At 67.1% G+C, this 17,110-nt stretch carries 14 protein-coding genes and 1 pseudogene; 10 read left to right on the top strand and 5 right to left on the bottom strand.

Annotated elements, in window-relative coordinates; all coding sequences use genetic code 11:
* Positions 1-428 (bottom strand): annotated as a pseudogene (locus DNJ95_RS17830) (DNA polymerase II); the annotation flags it as partial.
* Positions 429-634: 206 nt separating this feature from the next.
* On the opposite strand from DNJ95_RS17830, the gene DNJ95_RS17825 reads away from it, so the two are divergent.
* The gene (locus DNJ95_RS17825) at positions 635-2,239 is read left to right on the top strand and encodes a L,D-transpeptidase family protein (protein WP_242671999.1); all 1,605 of its coding nucleotides are present in this window, start codon (positions 635-637) and stop codon (positions 2,237-2,239) included.
* Between the two features lie 439 nt (positions 2,240-2,678).
* Here the strand turns inward: DNJ95_RS17825 and DNJ95_RS17820 are convergent, their stop codons facing one another.
* The 3 genes from DNJ95_RS17820 to DNJ95_RS17810 all read right to left on the bottom strand — a co-directional run bounded on the left by DNJ95_RS17820 (position 2,679) and on the right by DNJ95_RS17810 (position 4,844).
* Positions 2,679-3,158 (bottom strand): Lrp/AsnC family transcriptional regulator, encoded by a 480-nt coding sequence (locus DNJ95_RS17820; RefSeq protein WP_131186064.1) that lies wholly within the window; start codon positions 3,156-3,158, stop codon positions 2,679-2,681.
* A gap of 390 nt (positions 3,159-3,548) precedes the next feature.
* Positions 3,549-4,424, bottom strand: a complete 876-nt coding sequence (locus tag DNJ95_RS17815; RefSeq protein WP_131186063.1) for a cation diffusion facilitator family transporter — start codon at positions 4,422-4,424, stop codon at positions 3,549-3,551.
* Between the two features lie 3 nt (positions 4,425-4,427).
* Complete coding sequence (locus tag DNJ95_RS17810) at positions 4,428-4,844, bottom strand: polyribonucleotide nucleotidyltransferase (protein WP_131186062.1); 417 nt, start codon at positions 4,842-4,844, stop codon at positions 4,428-4,430.
* 141 nt (positions 4,845-4,985) lie between these two features.
* Here DNJ95_RS17810 and hrpB point away from each other — a divergent pair, with 141 nt between their 5' ends.
* On the top strand, positions 4,986-7,508 hold the full coding sequence (hrpB, locus tag DNJ95_RS17805) for an ATP-dependent helicase HrpB (RefSeq protein WP_131186061.1): 2,523 nt from the start codon (positions 4,986-4,988) through the stop codon (positions 7,506-7,508).
* Here hrpB and DNJ95_RS17800 read toward each other — a convergent pair.
* Complete coding sequence (locus DNJ95_RS17800) at positions 7,477-8,247, bottom strand: substrate-binding periplasmic protein (RefSeq protein ID WP_242672000.1); 771 nt, start codon at positions 8,245-8,247, stop codon at positions 7,477-7,479. The genes hrpB and DNJ95_RS17800 overlap by 32 nt on opposite strands.
* 317 nt (positions 8,248-8,564) lie before the next feature.
* Here DNJ95_RS17800 and DNJ95_RS17795 point away from each other — a divergent pair, with 317 nt between their 5' ends.
* From DNJ95_RS17795 to parC, 8 genes are all read left to right on the top strand, one after another.
* Positions 8,565-9,182, top strand: a complete 618-nt coding sequence (locus DNJ95_RS17795) for an NUDIX domain-containing protein (RefSeq protein WP_131186060.1) — start codon at positions 8,565-8,567, stop codon at positions 9,180-9,182.
* A complete protein-coding gene (locus DNJ95_RS17790; RefSeq protein ID WP_131186059.1) occupies positions 9,179-9,640 on the top strand; it encodes a DUF1249 domain-containing protein in 462 nt (153 codons plus the stop codon). Before DNJ95_RS17795 ends, DNJ95_RS17790 begins: the two co-directional genes overlap by 4 nt.
* Positions 9,637-10,440: a 3',5'-cyclic-AMP phosphodiesterase gene (cpdA, locus tag DNJ95_RS17785; RefSeq protein WP_131186058.1), complete on the top strand. Its 804-nt coding sequence runs from the start codon at positions 9,637-9,639 to the stop codon at positions 10,438-10,440. Before DNJ95_RS17790 ends, cpdA begins: the two co-directional genes overlap by 4 nt.
* 150 nt (positions 10,441-10,590) lie before the next feature.
* A complete protein-coding gene (locus tag DNJ95_RS17780) occupies positions 10,591-11,199 on the top strand; it encodes a YqiA/YcfP family alpha/beta fold hydrolase (protein ID WP_131186057.1) in 609 nt (202 codons plus the stop codon).
* Between the two features lie 18 nt (positions 11,200-11,217).
* Entirely contained in the window at positions 11,218-13,104 is a 1,887-nt protein-coding gene (gene parE, locus DNJ95_RS17775) for a DNA topoisomerase IV subunit B (RefSeq protein ID WP_131186056.1), read from the top strand.
* A complete protein-coding gene (locus DNJ95_RS17770; protein WP_131186067.1) occupies positions 13,104-14,078 on the top strand; it encodes an esterase-like activity of phytase family protein in 975 nt (324 codons plus the stop codon). The genes parE and DNJ95_RS17770 overlap by 1 nt, the downstream gene beginning before the upstream one ends.
* Positions 14,075-14,599, top strand: a complete 525-nt coding sequence (locus DNJ95_RS17765) for a retropepsin-like aspartic protease family protein (protein ID WP_131186055.1) — start codon at positions 14,075-14,077, stop codon at positions 14,597-14,599. Before DNJ95_RS17770 ends, DNJ95_RS17765 begins: the two co-directional genes overlap by 4 nt.
* Entirely contained in the window at positions 14,596-16,851 is a 2,256-nt protein-coding gene (gene parC, locus DNJ95_RS17760; protein WP_131186054.1) for a DNA topoisomerase IV subunit A, read from the top strand. Before DNJ95_RS17765 ends, parC begins: the two co-directional genes overlap by 4 nt.
* The last annotated feature ends 259 nt before the right edge of the window (positions 16,852-17,110 follow it).

Genomic DNA, 17,110 nt, shown 5'->3' with positions numbered 1-17,110 from the left:
GTGGGCGGGGCTTGCGGGCTGTCCTCGAAGCTCACCTGCGCGGTGATGAAGCGCTCCATCAGGTAGCGCTCCGGCGGGCGGATATCGGCCTCGTAGACATCCACGCCGGCACTGCGCAGGCGCTTTTCCAGGTTCAGCAACTGGCGGTGCTGGCGGCAGTAGAGGCCAAGCACCGGGCGCTGGTGGAAGTCGCGCAATTTCAGCGGTTTCAGTTCGACATCCGCTTCCTGCGCCAGGCAGCGTTCGGCGGCTGCCCGCTGTTCGGCGGGAATGAAGGCCACGGACAACTGCCCGGCGAGGCGCACACGGCGCGCGCCCTGCTCGGTGGCGAGCCAGAAGTCGATCTCCGTACCGGCCGGCGTGTCGCGCCAGTGGCGGGTCAGGATGAACCCCTGGCGGGTTGTCCGGGTTTCGTCGGTGGGCGGCATCATGTGGCTATTCTGCCTGAGCGGGAGCGAAACGCCTCGCCCGCTGATAACCACAGGGCGCGATTGCCCGGGAGGATTGCGCGGCGTTCTTGTCCGATTCGGTGCAATCGCCACTTTCGTCTTGTCATTGCGTCCTGCGATTGCTCTGGATGAAGGCTTCGGAGAGGATGGCAAGGCGGCCCCACCCAACTGCATGGAGTGACACAGTGTATAGAAAACGCGTATTCGGCCTGTTCTCCTGGCTGCTGGCATCCGCGCTGGCGGTGGCCGATGAGCCGAGCACTTCGCCGAGCGCGCCCGCGCCGGTGTTGCAGGCGCTGGCCGGATACTGCCGGATGCCCGCCTCGTTCGATGCGCCGGCCCGTGAGCGGTTGCAGGCTTTCTACGGGCTGAACGCCTGGCAGCCCTTGTGGCAGCCGCTTACCTTCGATGAACTGCTGGAGCAGTTGCAACTGTTGGCCGATGACGGTCTGAACCCGGCGCTGTACGGTACGGATGCGCTGCGCCAACGCTTGCAGACGCCGCCTGACGAGCCGCTGGCGCGCGAATGCAGCGACCTGCTGGCCAGCCATGCCTACCTGCTGGCCCTGCAGCACCTGCGCTTCGGGCAACTGCAGCAGAGCCAGCACGAGCCGCTGTGGCGCAGCCAGCAGCCTTTGCCCGCTACCGACCAGCAGCGCCTGCTGGAGATCGCCGCTATCGGCCTGGCGCGGCCGGAGCAGGCCTTCGACCTGGCGCGGCCGATGCTGGAGCAGTACCGCAACCTGCGCATGGCGCACGCCCATCTTGCCGCTGGCGCGCAGGTCGAGTGGCCGAGCCTGCCCGTAGGGCCGACCCTGCGCCCGGATATGACCGACGGGCGCGTGCCGGTCTTGCGCGAACGCCTGCTGGCCGAGGGCTACCTGGCGGCGGAGGGCGCGGACGAAGCCTATGGCGAGCTGTATACGCCGGCGCTGGTGACCGGGGTGCGCGCCTTCCAGCGCGCCCATGGGTTGCAGGACGATGGGCTGGTCGGCGTCGGCACCCTGGCCGAGCTGAATGCCAGCGCGCAGCAACGGCTGGGGCAGGTGCGTATCAACCTGGAGCGCTTCCGCTGGTTCGCCCGGGATATCGAGGCGCAGTCGCTGCTGGTGGATATCACCGGCGGGCAACTGGTTTTCCTGCGTGACTACCGCCCGTTGTGGCGCACGCGCACTCAGGTGGGCAAGGCCGCGCGGCAGACCCCGGCGATGAAGTCGGTGATCAACCGCCTGACCCTCAACCCGACCTGGACGGTGCCGCCGACCATCCTGCGCGAAGACAAGCTGCCGAAGATCCGCCGCGACCCCGGCTACCTGGACAAGCACCGGATGCGTGTGATCGACCACCAGGGCAACCCGCTGGACCCGAATACGATCGACTGGAGCAGGCCGGGTGGCATCATGCTGCGCCAGGCGGCCGGGCCGGAGAATCCGCTGGGGCGGGTAGCGATCCGCTTTCCCAATCCATTTTCCGTCTACCTGCACGATACGCCCAGCCAGTATCTGTTCGGGCGCACGCCCCGGGCGTTCAGTTCCGGTTGTGTGCGGGTCGAGGGGGCCATGCAGTTGATCGACCTGCTGTTGAGCGAGGATGAGCGCGCACGGGTCACCGAACTGCTGGGGCGTGGTGAAACCTATGAGTTCCGTCTTTCCGGGAGAACGCCGATCCTGATGGCCTACTGGACCGCCGAGGCCGATGGCGATGGGCATGTCTTCTTCCGCCCGGATATCTACGGCCAGGATGCGCGCCTGCTCAAGGCGCTGGATACCGCCCAGCGCACAGCCCCGTAGAGATTTCCTCTGCGCTTCGCCGCAGTGCTGTCGTGCAACGAACAGGTGCGCAGACTGGATTGGCAATAAAGTGTCTGGCTTCAGGCTCGTACAGCGCGATCTCGGGGGGCAGCGTTCCTGTGCGAATGCCAGGTGGCGGGACGGGGCACGCGTGAATACCTCCCTGTAGCTCTTCGCCGCCATCCCTGGCGGCGAAGGCCCCGTCCCACCACCTGGCATCCGCACAGCCACCTTCAGCAGCGCCTGTGGGAAAGAGCCGGCGAAACCGAAAGCCCTACCAATGATCCTGCCGGGCTCGCGACACCACGGCACCGCCAGCGTCCTACTATGCAACGCACACTTGATTGCCAATCTGCTCGCACTGCCCCGCCCCTGACGCCGGGCATATACCGGCCTGGGAGCGGCGCCGGGCGTTCATGCGCTTTCCCGGTGCGGCGGTTCAGTCGCGCAGATGGTTCAGCGGCAGCTCGGTGCTGGAGACGATCTGTTGCAGCACGAAACTGGAGCGCACGCTGGAAACGCCCTCGATACGGGTCAGCGTGCCCAGCAGCAGCTTCTGGTAATGCTCCATGTCCGGTACCACCACCTTGAGCTGGTAGTCCGCGTCCATCCCGGTGACCAGGCAGCACTCCAGCACTTCCGGGCAGCGGCGGATCTCCTCCTGGAAATGCTCGAAGCGTTCCGGGGTATGGCGGTCCATGCCGATCAGCACATAGGCGGTCAGGCTCAGGCCGAGGCGCTTGCGGTCGAGCAGGGCGACCTGGCGGTTGATGTAGCCATCGTCCTCCAACTGCTTGACGCGCCGCGAGCATGGGGATGGGGACAGGCCGATGCGTTCGGCCAGTTCCTGGTTGGAGATTCTCGCATCGTGCTGCAGGGCTTCGAGAATGCGCAGGTCGTAACGGTCGAGTTTGCTCATCTGTTCGCTCGGTTTGTCCTGGTTTGCGTGGATTGTTCTGATACTTCGTGATTATTGCGCATTAACAGTATATTCGTGCAATAAAAGCAATCATCTGTCGCGCTCGCGGGCGTAAGCTTTACCTCGACTTCAGCCACGGACGTTCTGGCGCGGACCTTATCGGGTCTTGCAGCTCCGCTGGTCTTACCGAGACCACCGGCCCGGGCATCTGGCGCTCACAAGGCGTTACGAGAAGGTTTCGCTACCCGCGAATGACGAATATGAAAAAAGACCATGCCCTGGCATGGTCTTTTTTTTTTGTAGACCGCCATCCCTGGCGGCTACTCTCCGCGCCGTCGCCCCCAGCAGCTTCGTGGGCAAGGCTGCTCGCAGGGCCGGAGGTGCCATGCCTCAGCGCTCGATGGGGTCGGCGTGCACCAGTACCTGGGCGTTGGGGTAGTCGCCGTGGATGGCCGCTTCGGCCCGTTCGCACAAGGTATGTGCCTGCGACAGCGGCAGGTCGCCCGGCAGTTCCAGGTGCAACTGGACGAACCAGTGGCTACCGGAGGCCCGTGTGCGCAGGTCGTGGCAACCGAGCACACCGGGAATGTCCAGTACCTGCCGCAGCATCCGCTCGCGCACGGCCTCGGGCAGCTCGGTGTCCATCAGGGTGGTGACGGATTCGCGGGCGATGCTGAAGGCGCTCCAGAGGATATACAGCGCGATCAGCAGGCCGAACAGCGCGTCCAGGTGTTCCCAGCCGAGGCTGGCCAGTACCAGGGCGAGCAGAATGCCGCCATTGAGCAGCAGGTCGGAGCGGTAGTGCAGGGCGTCGGCGCGGATCGCGCTGGAGCTGGTCAGGCGGATCACGTGGCGCTGGTAGAGCAGCAGTGCGGCGGTCATGGCCAGGGACAGCAGCATCACCGCGATACCCAGCGCATGGGCACCGAGTGGTTCGGGGTGGCGCAGCTGGTCGATGCCCTGGATACCGACCAGGATGGCGCTGACACCGATGAAGGTCGCCTGCCCGAGGCCGGCCAGGGCTTCGGCCTTGCCGTGGCCATAGCGATGGTCTTCGTCCGCCGGGCGCAGGGCATAGTGCACCGCCAGCAGGTTGAGCAACGATGCGGCGCCATCGAGCAGCGAGTCGGTCAGGCCGGCCAGCAGGCTGACCGAGCCGCTGTACCACCAGGCAACGGCCTTGCACAGCGCCAGCAGCAGCGCCGTGGCCAGCGCCGCGCGGGTGGCGCGGCGCAGCAGAAGTGCGTAGCGCTGTTCGTTCGACATGCTTCAGGCGGCGCTGGCGAGGCCCAGGCTGGCGAGCTGTTCCAGGCTGCCCTGGTGCTGGATCAGGCGTGGGTCGTCCAGCGGCAGGCTGCGGCCCGTTTCGCGTTCGATGATGGCTTTCAGGTGCGCCGTATCGACCTGCCCATCTGCGCCGATGGCCTCCTGCAGGGACTCGGGGGCGAGGCTGTAGCGGCCGTCCGGCAGGTAGATGGCGCCGGTGGCGAAGTCGATGCCGAAGGCCACCAGCCCCGGAATGACGTAGAACAACAGGCCGATGGCATTGAATACGGCGATGGCCGGGTCGATACGACCATCGATCTGCCCCCGGCGTTCCGGATAGAACAGGGTGCCGCAGGCAGTCAACTGGCTGACCAGGGTGGCAATGAGTACGCCGCTGACGAGGCGAGAGCGCATGGGCATGGGTATCTCCTGATGGATTGAATCCGCGCCGCTACTATAAGCCAATTTCACGCCCGCGATTTCCATGCTGTACCGCCCGCGATCGAACAGTAGAATCCGACGGCCCGCATTCCCTCGTCCTTCGCCTACCCGAGAGTCCGTATGACCCCTTTGCCCATCGATGCCGCCCTGCCAGCCTTGTGCTCGGCATTGCTCGAACGTGACGAGGTGGTGCTGCAGGCGCCGCCCGGCGCCGGCAAGACCACCCGGGTACCGCTTGCGCTGTTGCGGGAAGCCTGGCTGGGCGGGCAGAGCATCCTGATGCTGCAGCCGCGCCGGGTAGCCGCCCGCGCGGCGGCCGAGCGCATGGCGGGCGAGCTGGGCGAGCAGGTCGGGGAAACCGTCGGCTACCGTATCCGCCTGGACAGCCGGGTCGGGCCGCGTACGCGTATCGAGGTGGTGACCGAGGGCATCCTGGCGCGGCGGCTGCAGGACGACCCGGCGCTGGAAGGCGTGGGGCTGGTGATTTTCGACGAATTCCACTTGCGCAACCTCGATTCCGACCTGGCGCTGGCGTTGAGCCTCAGTGGCCGTGAACTCTTTCGCGACGAACAACCGCTGAAAGTGCTGCTGATGTCGGCGACCCTGGAAGGCGAGCGCCTGTCCCGCCTGCTCGACGATGCGCCGGTGGTGACCAGTGAAGGCCGCATGTTCCCGGTGCAGACGCGCTGGGGGCAGCCCTACCGCCCCGGCGAGTTCATCGAGCCCAGGGTGGTGCGGGCCTGCCTGGAGGCCCTGGACGAGCAGGGCGGCAGCATCCTGGTGTTCCTGCCGGGGCTGGCGGAAATCCGCCGGGTGCACCAGCAACTGGCCGAGGCGCTTGGCGACCGGCCGGAGCTGTTGCTCTGCCCACTGCATGGCGAACTGGAGTTGAACGCCCAGCGCGCCGCTATCGAGCCGGCGCCCGTGGGCAAGCGCAAGCTGGTGCTGGCGACCAACATCGCCGAGACCAGCCTGACCATCGAGGGTGTGCGGGTGGTGATCGACGCCGGCCTGGAGCGTGTGCCCCGCTTCGACCCTGGCACCGGCATGACGCGCCTGGACACCCAGCGTATTTCCCGCGCCAGTGCCGAGCAGCGTGCCGGCCGTGCCGGGCGGTTGGAGCCGGGGGTCTGCTACCGGCTGTGGTCGCAAGCCCAGCACGAACAACTGGCGGCCCATTCGACGGCGGAGGTGTTGCAGGCCGACCTCGCCGGGTTGGCCTTGCAACTGGCCCGCTGGGGTGTGTCGCCCGATCAGTTGCGCTGGCTCGACCAGCCTCCCGCCGCCGCTTTCGCCCAGGCCCGTGAGCTGTTGCTACGGCTGGGGGCGTTGAAGGCCGATGGCGGGTTGAGTGCCCATGGGCGGGCCATGGCGGTATTGCCCGCGCACCCGCGCATCGGCCACCTGCTGTTGCGTGGCCATGCCCTGGGCCTGACGGCGATGGCCTGCGAGGTGGCGGCCCTGCTGGGCGAGCGCGACATTCTGCGTGGCGCGGGGGCTGACCTGCACAGCCGTCTGGCGATGCTCGACGCCGGGGCGCGTCTGCCACGGCAGGCCCAGGCGGCGGTGCAGCGGGTGAAACGACTGGCCAGGCAGTACCGGGGTTTCTTGCGGGAGCACCCGGCCAGGCCGGTGGCCGACCCGGCGCATCCGCGCTGGCTGGGCTGCCTGCTGGCCCTGGCCTACCCGGACCGGGTCGCCTGCCAGCGTCGCGCGGGGGGCGCCGAGTACCGCCTGGCCAACGGGCGGGCGGCATTGTTCGGCGAAGTCGATGCATTGATGAAGCACCCGTGGCTGGTGGTTGCCGAGCTGGGCAGCCGCCAGGGCCAGCGCGAGGAGCGTATCTACCTGGCCTGCGATCTCGAGGCGGGCCTGTTCGACACGGTTCTCGCCGAGCAGGTGACGACGCTGGACGCCCTCGACTGGGACGAGCGCGAAGGTGTGCTGCGCGCCGAGCGCCAGCGCAGGGTGGGCGAACTGGTGCTCGCCCGCGAGCCGCTGCCGGGGCTCGACGCCTCGGCCCGTGGCCGGGCGCTGCTGGGCGTCGTGCGCCGCAAGGGGCTGGAACTGTTGCCGTGGACGGCGGAACTGCGGCAGTTCCAGGCCCGTGTGGCGTTGCTGCGCGGGCTCGACCTGCAGCGCGATGGGCACAGCCCGTGGCCGGACCTGGACGATACGGCCCTGCTCGATACCCTGGAGCAATGGCTGCTGCCCTACCTCGACAATGTCAGCCGCCTGAGCCACTTCGGCCAGCTCGACCTGGCATCCATCCTGCGCAACGCCTTGCCATGGCCGCTGCCGCAGCAGCTCGAGGAAATGGCGCCAACCCACATCGAGGTGCCTTCCGGCTCGTCGATCCGGCTGGACTACGGCGAAACGCCCCCAGTGCTGGCTGTGCGGCTGCAGGAGCTGTTCGGCCTGGCCTCGACGCCGCGCATTGCCGGCGGGCGCCAGCCGCTCATGCTGCACCTGCTGTCGCCGGCCCGGCGCCCGGTACAGGTGACCCAGGACCTGGCCAGCTTCTGGGCCAACACCTATGCCGAGGTGAAGAAAGACCTTAAGGGGCGCTATCCCAAGCACTATTGGCCCGACGACCCGCTGGTCGCCGAGCCTACGGCAAGGGCCCGCCCGCGCGGGCGCTAGGCCGTGGCAGGCCGGCGCTGGCCTCGCCGAGGCGCTCGTAGGCCTTGTCCAGGGCATCGCGCAGGCTTTCACTGTCGCGGGCGTGGCGGGAAATGATGAAGCGAATCGGGATATCCTGCAGGGTCAGGTGCGGCAGGGGTTCCACCCCGGCCACACGGAAAGCCTCCTGCATGGGCGTCTGGTAGCCCAGCATATAGTCGGCGCGGTGATGCAGCAGCATTTGCAGGGCCGAGTCGTGGGTGCCGGTGCGGCGCAGTCGCAAGGCCATTCGCGTGCTATCGAAGAGATCCGACAGGTCCCGCGAATAGCTGTAGCCGCCGAGCACGATCAGTTCCTTATCGATCAGGTCCTCGGGAATCCTCGGCGGGCGGGTGTCGGGGCGGAAATACAGGTTGATACGGGTCCGCCCGAGGTCGTTGCGGCTCTCCAGCGTGTGTTCGGCGAGCCCCGGTTTGCCGGCGGCGCCGACCCACAGATCGACGCTGCCATCGATCAGGCCGAGATAGAGCCTGGCGCTGGAGAGTTGCCGGTAGACGGCGTGGTAGCCCGCCTCTTCGAGCACCCGGTGGGTCAGTTCGATGACCGGGCCGCGTACCACGCCCTCGCTGTCCGTGTAGATCTCGGGAGGGAAGTCGTAATAACCGATCACCAGCGTCTGCTCTGCCGGGGCCGCGTGGGCGTGGGGCATGGGCAGGCAGATCAGTAGCAGTGGAAGCAGCAGGTGGAGTGCTCTGGTCAAGATCGAAGCCGCCGTTGGTCGGAGGGGAACGTAACGTATGGATGAAGCCCTGCCGCAGCCGCCGCGTCAAGATCGCAGGGAGATCACGCTACGCGCGGCAACGAGCCGGAAAAGCGCCGAAAAGAGCGCTGGAGGTTGGAAAGCTGTACGTGCCAGGCTCTTCCGTCCAGCCTCCAGTGTTTTTATCGAAGCACCTTGCCCGTGAATAACGGCATAGGGCGACGCCCTGCGGAAATCGCGGCCGGGGGGTGACAAGCAGCGACGCGGGTACGGATAATCCAGGCATGTTTCCAACCCGCCGCATACGAGAGCCGTCCATGAGCGATGAGCGCCAGCCCAGCCCCCGGCATTTCGAGGTCATTCGTCAGGAGCCCTGCTTCCGTGGCTTCTATCGCCTCGACCGGGTGCATCTGCGGCACCAGTTGTTCAATGGGGAAATGGGCGGACCGATCAGCCGCGAGCTGTTCATCCGCCACGATGCCGTCTGTGTCCTGCCCTATGACGCGGTGCGCGACCAGGTGGTGCTGATCGAGCAGTTCCGCGTCGGCGCCATGGAAAAGAGCGCCAACCCCTGGCTGATCGAACTGGTCGCCGGGCTGATCGACAAGGACGAGCAGCCCGAGGCCGTTGCCCACCGTGAGGCGCTCGAAGAGGCCAACCTGACGCTGGCCGAACTCTGGCCGGTGGCGCGCTATTTCCCCTCGCCGGGGGGCAGCGATGAGTACGTCCATCTCTACCTGGGGCGCTGCGACAGCGAAGGCGCGGGCGGCGTGTTCGGCCTGGCGGAGGAGGGCGAGGATATCCGCGTGCACGTCTGGCCGATGCAGCAGGCCTTGCAGGCGGTGCGCGACGGGCGGATCGACAACGCGGCCAGCATCATCGCCCTGCAGTGGCTGGCGCTCAACCGCGACGAAGTGCGCGGGCGCTGGTCATGAGCGCCGTGCGCGAGCGTTACCGGGTCGATCTCTGCGAACTGCAGGCGACCTGCGAGGCCAACTATGCGCGCCTGCTGCGTTTCCTGCCGGAGATGCGCAACCACTGCGGGACGCGGCGCGTGGCGCTCAGCCAGGGCGACCTGCTGACCGGCGTTCTGGTGCTGGAAGTGCTGGAGGTCTGCCCCTACACCAGTACCGTGCAGCTCAGCCAGGAACACTGCCTGCCCTGGCTGCCGGTGCCGCGCCTGACCCTGCGCGTCTACCACGATGCACGCATGGCCGAAGTGATCGGCGCCGAGCATGCGCGGCATTTTCGCGGTATCTACAGCTACCCCAACGCGCAGATGCACCAGCCTGACGAGAAGGTCCAGCTCAACCTGTTCCTCGGCCAGTGGCTGGCCCATGCCCAGGCCTTCGGCCACGAACCGGAAGCGGCGACGGCCGGGTTCGGCTCATGAGCGTCGCGCCTGAAGAGGATGCCCTGCTGCTGGTGCAATTGACCGACAGCCACCTGTTCGGCGAGCGCGATGGCCGCCTGCTGGGGCTGCCGACCCTGGACAGCCTGCGCGAGGTGGTGGGCCTGGTGCTGGCGCAACAGCCGCGGGTCGATCTGCTGCTGGCGACCGGCGATCTGTCCCAGGATGGCTCGGCACAGTCCTATCGGTACCTGCGCGAGCAGCATGCGCGCATCGCCGCGCCCGCCCGCTGGTGCGCCGGCAACCACGACGTGGGCGAGGTCATGCGCGGGGCGGCCAGCGCGGATATGTTGCAGGGGGTTACCGACCTGGGCGGCTGGCGCATCATCCTGCTCGACAGCGCCGTGCCCGGTTCGGTGTCCGGCCACCTGCCGGATGAGCGCCTGGCCTGGCTGGATCGGGTCCTGCGGGAAGCCGGCGAGCGGCACTGCCTGGTCGCCCTGCATCATCACCCGGTGGCCATGGGCAGCCAGTGGCTGGACGGCATCGGGTTGCACAACGGCGACGCCCTGATGGCGCTGCTGGAGCGCCACGAACAGGTGCGGGTGCTGCTCTGGGGGCATGTGCACCAGGCCTTTGACCAGGTGCGCAATGGCACCCGCCTGCTGGCCTCGCCCTCCACGGGGGTGCAGTTCACGCCCCATAGCGAGGATTTCCAGGTCTCGCCGCAGGCCCCTGGCTACCGCTGGCTGCGCCTGCATGCCGACGGGCGGGTGGAGACCGCCGTCTCGCGCCTGGCGGAAGGAGCGTTTCCGGTGGATCTGCAGGGCGGGGATTATTGATTTCGCGGTGACTGCTTGCCGTGCGCAGGATGGGAGCCATGCTCCCGGAGCCATCGTGCGGGGTTTCGTGAAAAGCCACGGGAGCGCCTTGCCCGCGAAGCGCCTCTGGCCTGTTGCAGCTTGTCGCCGGCCCAAGTAGCCTCCCGTTCCATGAAAATACCCGGCATCGTCTATATCCACGGCTTCAACAGTTCACCGCAATCGGCCAAGGCCCGCCAGTTGCTCGCGTTCTGCGAGCGGTTGGGGCTGGGCGGTCGGTTGTGTGTGCCGGCGCTGCATCATCACCCGCGCCAGGCCATCGCCCAGTTGCGGGCGGCCATCGCCGAGCTGGGCGGCCGGCCCGTGCTGGTCGGCAGTTCGCTGGGCGGCTACTATGCCACCCACCTTGCCGAGCGCCATGGCCTCAAGGCCCTGTTGATCAACCCGGCGGTCAATCCGCACCGCTTGTTGTTCGATGCTTACCTGGGGCCGCAGACCAACCTCTATAGCGGCGAACGCTGGGAGTTGACCGAGGACCATGTACGGGCCCTGGCCGAGCTGGAGGTGACGCCGCCAGCCGATGCCGAGCGCTTCCAGGTCTGGCTGCAGACCGGCGACGAGACCCTCGACTACCGTCAGGCGCAGGCTTTCTACCAGGGTTGCACGCTGCGTATAGAAGAGGGCGGCGACCACGGCTTCCAGGGGTTCGCCGAGCGCCTGCCGGAGCTGCTGGCCTTCGCCGGCATACCGGTGGCCGCGGCCGACCTTCCCGAACACTGAGGACACCAAGAACCGCCCATGTCTTATACCGCACAAGCCATCGAGGTCCTTTCCGGCCTGGACCCGGTCCGCAAGCGTCCGGGAATGTATACCGACACCACGCGCCCCAACCACCTGGCCCAGGAAGTCATCGACAACAGTGTCGACGAGGCGCTGGCCGGGCATGCCCGTTCGGTGCAGGTGATCCTGCACGAGGACAATTCGCTGCAGGTCATCGACGATGGCCGTGGCATGCCGGTGGATATCCATCCGGAAGAGGGCGTGCCCGGGGTGGAACTGATCCTCACCAAGCTGCATGCCGGCGGCAAGTTCTCCAACAAGAACTACCAGTTTTCCGGTGGCCTGCACGGCGTGGGCATTTCCGTGGTCAACGCCTTGTCGACCCGGGTCGAGGTGCGCGTCCGGCGCGATGGCAACGAATACCTGATGACTTTCGCCGACGGCTACAAGGCCAGCGACCTGGAGGTCGTCGGTAGCGTCGGCAAGCGCAACACCGGCACCAGCGTGCAGTTCTGGGCCGACCCGAAGTACTTCGATTCGCCGAAGTTCTCCATCAGCCGCCTCAAGCACGTGCTCAAGGCCAAGGCGGTCCTGTGCCCGGGGCTGAACGTCAGCTTCTGGGACAAGGGCAGCGGCGAGAAGGTCGAGTGGCATTACGAGGACGGCCTGCGCAGTTACCTGGTGGATGCGGTCAGCGAATTCGCGCGGCTGCCCGACGAGCCCTTCGTCGGCGCCCTGGCCGGCAGCCGCGAAGCGGTGGACTGGGCGTTGCTGTGGCTGCCCGAGGGGGGCGACAGCGTGCAGGAAAGCTACGTCAACCTGATCCCCACGGCCCAGGGCGGCACCCACGTCAATGGCTTGCGCCAGGGGCTGCTGGACGCCATGCGCGAGTTCTGCGAGTTCCGCAGCCTGTTGCCGCGTGGGGTCAAGTTGGCGCCGGAGGATGTCTGGGAGCGTATCGCCTTCGTCCTCTCGATGAAGATGCAGGAGCCTCAGTTCTCCGGGCAGACCAAGGAGCGCCTGTCGTCCCGCGAGGCGTCGGCGTTCGTCTCCGGGGTGGTCAAGGACGCCTTCAGCCTGTGGCTGAACGCCAATCCGGAACTGGGCCTGCAACTGGCCGAACTGGCCATCAGCAACGCCGGGCGCCGGCTCAAGGCGGGCAAGAAGGTCGAACGCAAGAAGATCACCCAGGGCCCGGCGCTGCCCGGCAAGCTGGCCGATTGCGCGGGGCAGGACCCGATGCGTTCCGAACTGTTCCTGGTCGAGGGCGATTCCGCCGGCGGCTCGGCCAAGCAGGCGCGGGACAAGGAGTTCCAGGCGATCCTGCCGTTGCGCGGGAAGATTCTCAATACCTGGGAGGTGGACGGCAGCGAAGTCCTGGCCAGCCAGGAGGTGCACCATATCGCGGTGGCCATCGGCGTCGATCCGGGTTCCTCGGACCTCGCCGAGTTGCGCTATGGCAAGGTCTGCATCCTCGCCGATGCCGACTCCGACGGCCTGCATATCGCCACCCTGATCTGCGCGCTGTTCGTACGCCACTTCCGCCCGCTGGTGGACGCCGGGCATGTCTATGTGGCGATGCCGCCGCTGTTCCGCATCGATATCGGCAAGGAAATCCACTACGCCCTCGACGAGGCCGAGCGCGATGCCATCCTCGACCGCCTGCAGGCCGGCAAGAGCCGTGGCAAGCCGCAGGTCACGCGCTTCAAGGGGCTGGGCGAGATGAACCCGCCGCAACTGCGTGAAACCACCATGGACCCGAATACCCGGCGCCTGGTGCAGCTCACGCTGGATGACTTCGACGGCACCCGCGAACTGATGGACATGCTGCTGGCGAAGAAGCGCGCCGGCGATCGCAAGAGCTGGCTGGAGTCCAAGGGCAACCTGGCCGAGGTGCTGGTTTGATCGCTCGGGCGCTGCTGGCGCTGCTGGCGCTGGTGCCGCTGGCGCGGGCAGAGCCCTTGGACGAACTCAAGCTGCAGGGCGAGCATGTGGTCGAGGGCATGCAGCGGGGCAACCTGTCCGGGCTGGCCTGGTGTGGCGATGCGCTGTGGGCGCTGTCCGACCGGGATGACCAGCGTATCTATCGGCTGGAGACCTCGGCTTCGCCCTGGCAGGCCGAGGCCGAGCATTTCGAACTGCCGCCGCCGCCCGCCAACGGGTTGCCGTGGGGCATGCGCATGCGCGCCTGGGGCAGTGGGCTGGTGCGCGGCGGAAGGATGGATTTCGAAGGGCTGAGCTGCGACAGCCAGGGCAACCGCTACCTGGTCAGCGAGGCGCAGGCCGGGGTGCTGCGGCTGAACCCGGCCAGCCAGGCCAAGTGGCTGGCCCTGCCGGATTCGCTGGTGCGCCAGGCGCGCGCCAGCGGCATGCTGCTGCACTTCAATGCCTTGTTCGAGGGCATTGCCGTCGACCCGGCGGGCGAGCGCCTGTGGCTGGCCGCCGAGCGCCAGCGGCGCGGGCTGCTGGTGCTGCACCGGCGGCAGAACAGTTGGCGCTGTGCCGGCGGCTGCGTGCTGATGAGCGAAGGCGGCAATGAGCCCTCGCTGAGCACGGCGGACGCCAGGCCGGTGCCGCGCAGCTTCACTGGCCTGGCGTTCTTCAACGACAAGCTGTTCACCCTGGAGTCCGCCGGCTACCGCATCTGTCGTCGCAGCCCGGCCAATGGCGAGCAGGAAAAGTGCTGGTCGTTCGCCAACGCGGCACTGGCCGAAGGCCGTCGCTACGACACCCCCTTCGGGGTCGCCGAAGCCGTGTGGGTCGATGCGCAAGGGGCCTGGATAGGCGTCGACAATAACGGCCAGCGCCGCCAGGATGGTGAAAAGCGTCCCGTGGTCTGGCGTCTCGACGCCCCGCCAGGCGGCTGGAACGCGCCGTGAGCCAGGCTGGTAGCCGGGTCGGCAGGGTGATGATGGTGCTGGCCTGGGTGCTCGGCTTGTGGCTGGCCGTGCGGTTTTTCTCCGAGTGGGAAGCCAGCCGCGACAACCCCAACAGCCAGCCGCTTTCGCGTATCGAGGGTGGCCAGGTCGAGGTGCAGCTGGCCGGCAACGCCCAGGGGCATTTCGTCGCCAGCGGCCGTATCAATGACCAGCCGGTGGTGTTCCTGCTGGACACCGGCGCCACCGACGTGGCGATACCCGCCGGGCTGGCCGAGCGCCTCGGCCTGGAGAAGGGCGCGGCGGTGCAACTGCAGACCGCCAATGGCCGTACCACCGGCTACCGCACCGTGCTGCAACGCCTGGAGATCGGCGCCATCACCCTGCATGACGTACGCGCCCTGGTGGCGCCGGGCTTCGACAGCGAGCAGATCCTGCTCGGCATGAGTGCCCTGAAACAACTCGAATTCACCCAGCGCGCCGGCACCCTGGTGCTGCGCCAACACGCCACGGATCGACCATGAGCGAAACCATCGACCAGAGCCTGGACGGCGTCGAGCGCCGTTCCCTTGCCGAGTTCACCGAGCAGGCTTATCTCAACTATTCCATGTACGTGATCATGGATCGCGCCCTGCCGCATATCGGCGACGGCCTCAAGCCGGTGCAGCGGCGCATCGTCTACGCCATGAGCGAACTGGGGCTGAACGCCGATTCCAAGCACAAGAAGTCGGCGCGCACCGTCGGCGACGTGCTCGGCAAGTTCCACCCCCACGGCGACAGCGCCTGCTACGAAGCCATGGTGCTGATGGCGCAGCCGTTCAGCTATCGCTACACCCTGGTCGACGGCCAGGGCAACTGGGGCGCGCCGGACGATCCCAAGTCGTTCGCCGCCATGCGCTACACCGAGGCGCGGCTGTCGCGCTATTCCGAGGTGCTGCTGTCCGAGCTGGGGCAAGGCACGGTGGACTGGGTGCCGAACTTCGACGGCACCCTGGACGAGCCGGCGACCCTGCCGGCGCGCCTGCCCAACCTGCTGTTGAACGGCACCACCGGCATCGCCGTGGGCATGGCCACCGACGTGCCGCCGCACAACCTGCGTGAAGTCGCCGCCGCCTGCGTACGCCTGCTGGACGAGCCGAACGCCAGCGTCGAACAGCTCTGCGAGCATGTGCTGGGGCCGGACTTCCCCACCGAGGCGGAAATCATCACGCCGCGCGCCGACCTGCTGAAAATCTACGAGACCGGGCGTGGCTCGGTGCGCATGCGCGCGGTCTACGGCGTCGAGGACGGCGATATCGTCGTCACCGCGCTGCCGCACCAGGTCTCCGGGGCCAAGGTGCTGGAGCAGATCGCCGCGCAGATGCAGGCCAAGAAGCTGCCGCTGGTGGCCGACCTGCGCGATGAGTCGGACCACGAGAACCCCTGCCGCATCGTCATCATCCCGCGCTCCAACCGGGTCGACGCCGCGGAGCTGATGCAGCACCTGTTCGCCACCACCGACCTGGAGTCCAGCTACCGGGTCAACACCAACGTCATCGGCCTGGATGGCCGGCCGGCGGTGAAGAACCTGCGACAACTGCTCGGCGAGTGGCTGCAGTACCGCCTGCTCACCGTGCGCCGCCGCCTGCAGTACCGCCTGGACAAGGTGGAGAAGCGCCTGCACTTGCTGGAGGGCTTGCTGGTCGCCTTCCTCAACCTCGACGAGGTGATCCATATCATCCGCACCGAAGACCAGCCGAGACCGGTGCTGATGGAGCGTTTCGGCCTTTCGGAAATACAGGCCGACTATATCCTCGACACCCGCCTGCGCCAGTTGGCGCGGCTGGAGGAGATGAAGATCCGCGGCGAGCAGGACGAACTGCTCAAGGAACAGAAACGCTTGCAGGCGCTGCTCGGCAGCGAGGCCAAGCTGAAGAAACTGGTACGCCAGGAAATCCTCGACGATGCCGAGAAGTACGGCGACCAGCGCCGTTCACCGATCGTCCAGCGCGCCGAGGCGCGCGCCCTCAGCGAGAACGAACTGGTGCCTTCCGAGCCGGTCACCGTGGTGCTTTCCGATAAGGGCTGGGCCCGTTGCGCCAAGGGCCATGAGGTGGATGCGGCCGGGCTGTCCTACAAGGCCGGCGATGGCTTCAAGGCTGCCGCTGCGGGGCGCTCCAACCAGTCGGCGGTATTCATCGACTCGACCGGCCGCAGCTACTCCCTGGCCGCCCACTCGCTACCCTCGGCACGGGGCCAGGGCGAACCGCTGACCGGCCGCCTGGCGCCGCCGCCGGGTGCGAGTTTCGAGTGCGTGCTGCTACCCGAGGACAATGCACTCTATGTGCTGGCCTCGGACGCCGGCTACGGCTTCGTGGTCAAGGGTGAGGACCTGCTGGCGAAGAAGAAGGACGGTAAGGCGCTGCTGACCCTGCCAGCGGGTGCCCGGGTGGTGGCGCCCAGGCCGGTGAGCAGCCTGGAGGACGACTGGCTGGCCGCAGTGACCTCCGAAGGCCGCCTGCTGCTGTTCCCGGTACGCGAGCTACCGCAACTGGGCAAGGGCAAGGGCAACAAGATCATCAGCATCCCCGCCGACCGCGTGGCCGCGCGCGAGGAATACCTGGTGGATATCGCCGTGCTGCCTCCCGATGCCCGGCTGGTGCTGCAGGCCGGCAAGCGACCCTATACCCTCAAGCCGGAGGACCTCGATCACTACAAGTTCGAGCGCGGCCGCCGCGGCAACAAACTGCCGAGGGGGTTCCAGCGGGTGGACAGTTTGCAGGTGGAGCAGGCGTGAGGTAGCAGTTGTAAGCGGCAAGTAGCAAGCTGCAAGAAAAATAGCCGGGAGCCATTTTTAACGTCGTGCAGCGACGGCCCGAAGGGGGCTGGCATGGATGGCAAGCCATAAAGGGCTTGACAGGGTTTTTGGAGCGCCTTTCATACTGATTACGCTTGCAGCTTGCAGCTTGCAGCTTGCAGCTTGCAGCTTGCAGCTTGCAGCTTGCAGCTTGCAGCTTGCAGCTTGCAGCTTGCAGCTTGCAGCTTGCAGCTTGCAG

Source organism: Stutzerimonas kirkiae, from assembly GCF_004327335.1.
Classification (GTDB): domain Bacteria; phylum Pseudomonadota; class Gammaproteobacteria; order Pseudomonadales; family Pseudomonadaceae; genus Stutzerimonas; species Stutzerimonas kirkiae.
This window is presented reverse-complemented; position numbering and strand designations above follow the sequence as displayed.